This is a genomic window from uncultured Microscilla sp. (assembly GCF_947493425.1).
GTDB lineage: Bacteria > Bacteroidota > Bacteroidia > Cytophagales > Microscillaceae > Microscilla.
In genome coordinates this window covers 1-7,903 of sequence record NZ_CANLRP010000261.1, presented here as the reverse complement: position 1 = coordinate 7,903, position 7,903 = coordinate 1, and the positions used below count along the sequence as shown (strand labels likewise).

Sequence of the window (7,903 nt, the reverse complement as noted above, 5' to 3'; positions counted from 1 at the left end):
GGGCAATAAAAATAACGAAGTATCAAGGCGAAAAATCACCCCTTAGAGTGTAAATTTATTTTTGAACAATTCCTTAGCCTGTCGCAGATGGCTCACGCGCCTGTTTTTTTGAATGCTGGCGTAGCTTCGCCGAGCTCGGTTCCTTAACAGAGTCTTTAGCTTTAGCCTGTCGCAGATGGCTCAGCGCCTGTTTTTTTAAATGCTGTTTCTTGAACAAAGCCTTTATAGCCTAAAGCAGTCTTAAGCCAATGAGTGCTCTGCTCCACCACACAGAGAGACTAAAAGCACTGGTATGTATAGGAACCTAAAGACCTAAGGCGGCAGAAGCTATTGGTTACCAACTAAAAAGGCTGAATATGATCGAGCAATAAATAGGCTGCAGTCAAGTTATAAAAATCAAAGTCTTGGGGGTTGCGCAACTTTTCTTTAAACGCTGGCAAGTTCATGGTAATTACTTCTATAAACTCGGTATCGTCAAGGCGTTGCCCTTGTATTTCTATGCATCCGGTGGCCACAAAACAATATTGACAACCAATGCCATAAGGTAAAGTCACTTTTTTCTTGAAAAATATGTCTTCTGCCTGGTAGCCTGTTTCTTCGAGCAACTCACGCTTGGCAGCATCTTTTGGGTCTTCGTTAAAGTCTATATACCCAGAAGGGGTACTCATCAGCACTTGTTCAGGACCTGGGCGAAACTGTTTGACCAACAATACTTCATTGTCTTGGGTGAGTGCCGCAATAGAGGCAAAGTTGCCTCCAGCAACAATGTCATACTCCATAACTTTGCCATTGGGCAACTCAAACTTTCGCTTGATAATGCTTCGATAGCCATTGTATACTTTGTCTTCTTCGAGTTTTTTCCAGGGTTGGATGTCCATACTTTTCTTATTTATTAAGAGAATCAAAAATAAGGGTTATTTGTAAAAACCTACCCCAACCCTGCAAAAACTTCTTACTTTATCTTTCTTACTACGTCATATTCTATGGTCACTTGCAAATGAAACTGAAGCATGGGTTTCACAGGGTTATTGTTCAATACCTTGTCATACTTGCTAAAGTTAGGTGGGTCATAGTATACCGTTTTGAGTTTTCGCTTGTCAATTCGAGTAAAACTTCGCTGGTTGTAATTTGGCGAACTTACACTGGCAGATTGAAAAGCAGTATAGCTCTGGTACATCTGTCCTGGCAAATAAGCCCCAAAACGTTCAGACAAAATTTTGCTCTTATCCCACAGTTTTACCCCGGTTACTTTCAGGTAAATATCTTTTTTTTGTTCAATCACCTTTAGTGCCTCTTTCCATAACTCTTTGTATATAGGGGCTTGGTCATACTTAAGGTAATCTACTTTTATCAGGTCGTATATACCATATTGAGCAGCCAACTGTAATATTTTATTGAGCAATTGGTCGTCTTTGTAACGAATGGCAATGTTTTTTTTTAACTCAAAACCCTCTGTTTTTTCGGTAGCCACCTTTTTGTCACTATCAAAGCTATAGCCGTATACCTGGTTTTGGGTTACCATGTCTATATAGTAGTCACCCTGTTTAATACCTAACCCTTTCAGTTTTTGTACAAAGCCTTGCAGCCTTTGGGTTATTTTCTCATTACAGGCTTTCACACTGGGGGCCTCTTCTGATAAGCCAAATACCGCGACAAATTCGTCTGCTTCTATATACTTCAGTATATTGGCGGTGACCACCAGCTTGGTTCCTTTCGAGTTGCTTATATCTACTGCTTGTCGGGAGCTGCTGTAAGTTCTTTTTTTATAATAAGAATTACCTGCATGTTGGGCAGTTAGCCAATATTGAGGGGCAATGAGGCAAAACCAGGCTAACAAGGTGCTTTTCATTAGTTTGTTCATGTCTTATAAGTTTTTGGTAGTACTTGTGCTAGTCAATACTCCGCAGTGATTTTAGCCAAAGTTGACTACTGATTACCTTCGGTGAGCACCGATATACATCGGTATCTAAGGACTCGCCAGAGGCTCGGTTATCAGTAGGTTATGATTTTAAAAACTGTTTAATTGCACGGCGTAGACCTAAAACTGAAACCCTTTTAAAAATAAAGTAGGTAAACAACTTTAGTATAAACTACTGATTAACTTCGTTGAGCTCGCCGTAGCAGAGCTACAGGCTCGGTTTACAGGACTTAATAAGGTAACCATTTACTCGAATCAGCTATGGACTACGGACTAAATACTATGGACTATTGGCTAGTAAGATACCTTCTGAAAGATAAAGTTTAATGTCACATTCAAAATAAATTTATATTTTGGGCACATGATGCAGAAAGAGGATGAGTTTTCAGGATATGACGTATTGATCGTAGGCTTGGGTCCGGTAGGCATGCTGGCGGCTAACTTGCTGGGTATGTATGGTTTAAGGGTAGCTGTGTTTGAACGCAATCAGGAGCCATACAATATTCCGCGTGCCATTCATATAGACGATGAGGTAATGCGTATTTTGCAATATGTGGGGTTGCATGAGCCAATATTGGCTTTGAGCAAACCTGTACCTGGCATGCGCCTTGTTACCCCCCGTGGCAAGGTATTGCTCGAAACCTCTAAAACCGCTACTGCCGGATTTGCGGCAAGCTACCTGTTTTATCAACCCGACCTGGAGCAGGTGCTCATGCAAGGAATTGAACGCTACAAAAATGTATCGGTATTTTTTGGGGCAACAGTAGTAGCTGTACAACCTGGCAGCACCCCTGCCTTGCAAGTAAAAACTGCCGAAAAAACCTGTACTTATATGGGTAAATTTATCCTTGCCTGTGATGGAGCCAATAGTTCTCTACGTCACCTGTTACAGCTTCCGCTGAAAGACCTCAAGTTTAGCCGCCGCAACCTTAAAGTTGACGTGCGAATAGAAGACGAAGAAGGCGCAGTTAAATTTTCGGACTGGATTCAAAAAACGGTGGCACCTCCTCACAAATCGCACGTGTTTCTCAATAGTTTTGGCAGTCATTACCGTTGGGAGTTTTCTATTCCTAAGGGAGGCACCAGCGACTCTATAGAATGGGCATCGCCTGGTATAATACAAGACATGTTGGCTACCGTGATTAATCCTGACAAGGTAGACATAATCCATGCGGTAGAATATAGGTTTGCTACCAAAATAGCCCGGCAATGGCAACAAGACCGGGTGTTTTTGGCAGGCGATGCAGCCCATCAAATGCCTCCCTATATAGGACAAGGCATGTGTGCCGGGTTTCGTGATGTGATGAACCTCAGCTGGAAAATCAAAGCAGTGATCAAAGACAAGGCTCCCCCCCAACTCCTGCAGAGTTATACCGTTGAACGTGTTCCTCATGTACGCTTTATCATGTGGGTCACTCGTTGGGTGGGGCGTTTGTTTGTTACCCGGCGTTGGGCGTGGGTACTTAAGGGGCTTGCCTTGTTTGCCCCCAGGCATTGGCGCAAAGTAAAGGTTCCTCCTCAAAAACTCAAACAAGGCATTTTTGGCAAAAACCGACGCTTACGTGGGCACTTGTTTCCACAAATGGAGGTAACCCTTGCCAATCAGACCCATTTGCTAGACCATTGTTTGGGCAAAGGTTGGTGCATTGTGAGCTATGGACAGGAGGTTTCACAAGCATTGCCTACTGGCACCTTGCAACGTTTGACCCAATTGGGTGTCTCTTTTTGTATAATTGCTCCAGCCGATGCAGTGAATAATGAGGAAGGCAATCCAACCGACCGCTACGGCCGTTACCAACAGTGGTTTGCCAAGTACAATGTAGAGGTGGTAGTGGTGCGCCCCGATCGCTATATTTATGATGCTACCAAAGTAGCAAAATTGCCACAACTAATTCAGCGTTTGCTCAAGGATGTTTTCAACAAATAGCTTTATCTATTTTACCTTAAGCACTTGCCTTAGTCTGGCTCCAAAGCCCATTGGTAGAATATGTAGAGGCATTGCCAACCTAGGGCAAGCCTCTGCCGTATTTAAAAGCTACCTTGTTTGCCAAATCCTAAATAATCGGCTAGTTTTGCTATAAATTTTACAAATACAACAAAAACACAATTAAACAAGGCAGGTATTATCAGGAAAACACGCATTGAATTAATCAAAATCTCCTGCCCTTTTATCACCATTGCCATGATTATATAAGTACATGCCAAATTTACGAGATCACGCTGTTCTCCACTTCATTGTATTGATCTGGGGATTTACCGCCATTTTGGGCAAACTCATTACTATTCCCGCAGTTGAGTTGGTTTTTTACCGCACCCTCATTGCTTCTATTGCTTTAGGGCTCATTATTACCCGTCGTCGCAGATCGTTTAGAATGAGTATCGCTTCTGGACTTAAGATTTTGGGTACTGGTATGCTCATTTCGGCACATTGGATTCTATTTTTTGCTTCGGTCAATATTTCTACCGTATCGGTATGCCTGGCGGGTATGGCCACTGCCACGCTTTGGACAAGTATCCTCGATCCGCTCATTACCGGACGTAAGGTCAAGGGGTTTGAAATAAACATAGGCTTGGTAATTATTTTGGGCTTGTATGTGGTTTTTCGTTTTGAGTTTAACCACTTTTGGGGCATTTTGCTTGCCCTTATTTCGGCAATGTTAGCCGCCTTGTTTACGGTAATCAACAGTAAACTTATCAAAAAACACGACCACTCTATCATTACTTTTTATGAGATGGCAGGCGCTTGCATTGGTTCGGCTTTGTTCTTTCCGTTTTATACCCAATACTTTGTCAAATCGCACACCTTGCACCTAGTTCCCGACAATGCCATCGACTGGTTGTACATAGGCATTTTGGCCATTATTTGTACTGTATATGCCTATACTGTGGCGGTAAAACTCATGAACAAATTCAGTCCTTTTGCCATTAACCTTACCGTAAATCTAGAGCCTGTATATGGCATTGTGCTGGCGTTTATTATTTTTGGCGATGCCGAAAAAATGACAGCTGGCTTTTATTTTGGTACCCTCATTATACTGGCAGCAGTGCTTGCCTACCCTTACCTTGATAAATATTTTGCCGAAAAACGGGGTTCCTGGAAGATGGTCGTATTGTTGGCAGCCATTGTTTTCAACGAATCGGGCTTGTTTCCAATATACATCCATTGGGTCAGCTACTTAGGGTTGCTGTTGGTGCTTATTTCGCCGGAGTTGTATCAAGGGGCAACCAAGCGAAGAAAAGCCCGTAAAGCGGCTGAAGAGCCTAATTTAGAAACAGTGAAGGTGAACAGGTAAACTCATATTATTACAAACAAAAGCCTCCTACAGCCAAGACTGTAGAAGGCTTTTGTTTTTTTACTTCCCCACTACAAAACAATTAAACCCACAAAACAATTATTCAGTATAACCATACAACTATTTAATAAATTTGTGCCTGGTTGGTTTACCCTATAGCTAATTTTTATAACTTTGGTATTGCACAAGTTCACACACATATATATTACTACACATGTTCGACTTTTATTTGACTATCGTTAAGACGCTGGTAAAAACCGAAAAATCGGAATTTAAAAACAAGTTTAACAGCTTGGTTTATGCTGATAAAGATTTGAGTACTGACGAAAAAATGTTTTTGTTGGAAGAAATGCAAAAAGAGTGGATTGCCCGCCAGGAAAAGAAGAAAAAAAATAAATAGCTACTTGTTTTTTAGACCATTGCCAGGCAAAGGCGTCGTATGCTTGTGGTAAGGCAAGCCATCCGACAACTACAAGTGTATGCCACAACACCGAAGGAAAAGTATGGGAGGATTTTGCATTGATCGTTCGACACGTTATTTAGTACGCACATTATTTTTTCAACAAGTCCTTGTGCTTTTGCTGGGCTGTATAAGCTGGCAGGCACAGGCACAATACACGTATATGTTTCCGGTCAATCCAGGCAAAAAAAGCTGGTTGACCGGCAATTTTGGAGAAATTCGCAGCAGTCATTTTCATGCCGGACTCGACATAGCCGCCAACCCAGGTACGCCAGTACGCGCAGTTGCCAATGGTTATGTGTACCGCCTCAAAGCCTCTACTTATGGCTACGGCAATGCAGTGTATTTATACCACCCTCACACCAAACAACAATCTTTGTATGGGCATTTATTACGGTTTGCCCCCAAAATAGCCCGTTATGTAAGGGCTCGCCAAAATCAACAGCAAGATTTTTTTTACGAAGAATACCTCAAAGCCAACTTCATTCCAGTAACCAAAGGCGAAGTCATTGCTTATGTGGGCAATACTGGTGCCTCGGCAGGTCCTCACTTACACTTTGAAATACGTACCCTTGCCGATGAAGCGCTGAACCCTTTTCAATTTAAATTCAAAGAAATAGGCTACGACAACATTCCTCCGGTTATTCGTGCGTTGGCTATCAAAACGCTGAATATTAATGGCAGGGTAAACAATCGTTTTGGCAGGTACCAATTCAAAGTAAGAAAAGTAGCCCACAACCGCTATACCTTGGGTAGGATGATTACCGCCAACGGTAAAATAGGTTTTGAATTGCTCACCCACGACCTCATGAACAGGGCAAGCAATACCTATGGCACTACCAAAATAAAGGTAGTGGTAGATGGTAGGCAGGTTTTTCTGATGGATATAAACAAAATAGACCATCACATCAATAAGGCAATGCGGGTGCACGCCGACTACGCCCAACATCGCCGCAGCTATCGGGGTTACCAACGTTGCTACGTGGCAGATGGCAATCCTTATACTTTTTATCAAACCAACGCCTTGCGGGGGGCAATCAATATTCAAGACAATCGCCTGCATTCAGTAGCCATACACGCCACCGACTATTGGGGCAATACAAGCATATTGAGCTTTAAAATCAAGGGAAAACTACCCCCAATGGTCAAGTTTCGCCCCACCTCTGTGCCTCGACGAACTCATTTAAGTTATGAGATACAGGGCAATACCCTGGTGCTTAAAGGGCACTATGTCAGGCAAAGAGCAGATATTGCCCGTTTCAATGTAGCAGGACTCTCGTACGATGTGCCTATAGTGTATATGCAGGGGCTCACTTCGGTATATTTGTGGGATTTGCGCCACGGCTTGCCCGACTATGTAGAACTGGGCAGCTTACGCAAAAAATTTAACCTTAGGATGTTGGTACCCGCTAATCGTACTGTCATTTATAGAGAAGCAGGCAGGCTGGAAATTAAATTTCCTAAAGGTGCTCTATTTGATACTTTGTATCTGGAAACCAAACTCTATAAAAACAGTGTGACTATTAACAGCTCTTATGTACCTATATTCAAAAATATTGAGATAAGCCTGAAACCTGCTGTGGTGCCTACTAACAAAAAAGGCTGGAATGCTTATCAGGGCAATAAGTTTATCAAAGGTAGCCATTGGGTAGGCAACAAAATGGTTTTTCAGTATGATCGCTTGGGCAATTATCGTATTGCCCGCGATATAAGCCCTCCTTCTTTGCGCTGGTTGCGAAAATCATTGTATAAAATCTCGTTTCGAATCAAGGACAACCTTTCAGGTATCAAAAACTTTAAGGCTACCCTCAATGGCAAATTTTTATTGATGAATTACGAGCATAAAGGTTTTATGATATGGTCAGCCGCACCATTAGGCAACAAAAGAAGAGCCCTGAAGGGTTTATTCACGCTTACTATTACCGACAAAGCGGGCAATGTAAGGTACTTCAAGGCTAGACTTTAATGTTTTAGTTACGATTGAACCTTTAGCTTTTTTGGTCTCTGTGTAGTTTTAGCCTTTAGCTTTTTTTTGGCTGTTTGTAGTGGGCTTTTAGCTTTTTTGGTCTCTGTGTAGTTTTAGCCTTTAGCTTTTTTTTGAGCTACGATGAGCTTTAGCCTTTAGCTTTTTCTTGAGCTACGATAGGGTTGAGCCTTTAGCCTTTTTTTGAACTACGACGAACTTTAGCTTTTTCTTGAGCTTTGATTGGCTTTTAGCCTTTAGCTTTTAAT

At 42.2% G+C, this 7,903-nt stretch carries 6 protein-coding genes; 4 read left to right on the top strand and 2 right to left on the bottom strand.

Annotation, left to right across the window (positions count from 1 at the left end):
- Positions 1–341 precede the first annotated feature (341 nt).
- Both Q0954_RS31735 and Q0954_RS31730 read right to left on the bottom strand, forming a co-directional pair.
- Positions 342–878: an NUDIX hydrolase gene (locus tag Q0954_RS31735; RefSeq protein WP_299465262.1), complete on the bottom strand. Its 537-nt coding sequence runs from the start codon at positions 876–878 to the stop codon at positions 342–344.
- Between the two features lie 74 nt (positions 879–952).
- The gene (locus tag Q0954_RS31730) at positions 953–1,861 is read right to left on the bottom strand and encodes an SIMPL domain-containing protein (RefSeq protein ID WP_299465259.1); all 909 of its coding nucleotides are present in this window, start codon (positions 1,859–1,861) and stop codon (positions 953–955) included.
- A 418-nt stretch (positions 1,862–2,279) separates the two neighbouring features.
- Between Q0954_RS31730 and Q0954_RS31725 the strand changes: the two genes are divergently transcribed.
- The 4 genes from Q0954_RS31725 (at position 2,280) to Q0954_RS31710 (ending at position 7,637) form a co-directional block, all read left to right on the top strand.
- Positions 2,280–3,845, top strand: a complete 1,566-nt coding sequence (locus Q0954_RS31725) for a bifunctional 3-(3-hydroxy-phenyl)propionate/3-hydroxycinnamic acid hydroxylase (protein ID WP_299465256.1) — start codon at positions 2,280–2,282, stop codon at positions 3,843–3,845.
- Positions 3,846–4,116: 271 nt separating this feature from the next.
- Positions 4,117–5,211, top strand: coding sequence for a DMT family transporter (locus Q0954_RS31720; protein WP_366916772.1), 1,095 nt, complete (start codon positions 4,117–4,119; stop codon positions 5,209–5,211).
- 229 nt (positions 5,212–5,440) lie between these two features.
- Positions 5,441–5,611: a hypothetical protein gene (locus Q0954_RS31715; protein WP_299465253.1), complete on the top strand. Its 171-nt coding sequence runs from the start codon at positions 5,441–5,443 to the stop codon at positions 5,609–5,611.
- Positions 5,612–5,690: 79 nt separating this feature from the next.
- Positions 5,691–7,637, top strand: a complete 1,947-nt coding sequence (locus Q0954_RS31710; protein ID WP_299465250.1) for a M23 family metallopeptidase — start codon at positions 5,691–5,693, stop codon at positions 7,635–7,637.
- Positions 7,638–7,903: the final 266 nt, after the last annotated feature.

Excerpts from the sequence above, each read along its gene's own strand:
- Q0954_RS31735 (WP_299465262.1), bottom strand. The coding sequence starts at position 878 with ATGGACATCCAACCCTGGAAAAAACTCGAAGAAGACAAAGTATACAAT.
- Q0954_RS31730 (WP_299465259.1), bottom strand. The coding sequence starts at position 1,861 with ATGAACAAACTAATGAAAAGCACCTTGTTAGCCTGGTTTTGCCTCATT.
- Q0954_RS31725 (WP_299465256.1), top strand. The coding sequence starts at position 2,280 with ATGATGCAGAAAGAGGATGAGTTTTCAGGATATGACGTATTGATCGTA.
- Q0954_RS31710 (WP_299465250.1), top strand. The coding sequence starts at position 5,691 with ATGCCACAACACCGAAGGAAAAGTATGGGAGGATTTTGCATTGATCGT.
- Q0954_RS31720 (WP_366916772.1), top strand. The coding sequence starts at position 4,117 with ATGCCAAATTTACGAGATCACGCTGTTCTCCACTTCATTGTATTGATC.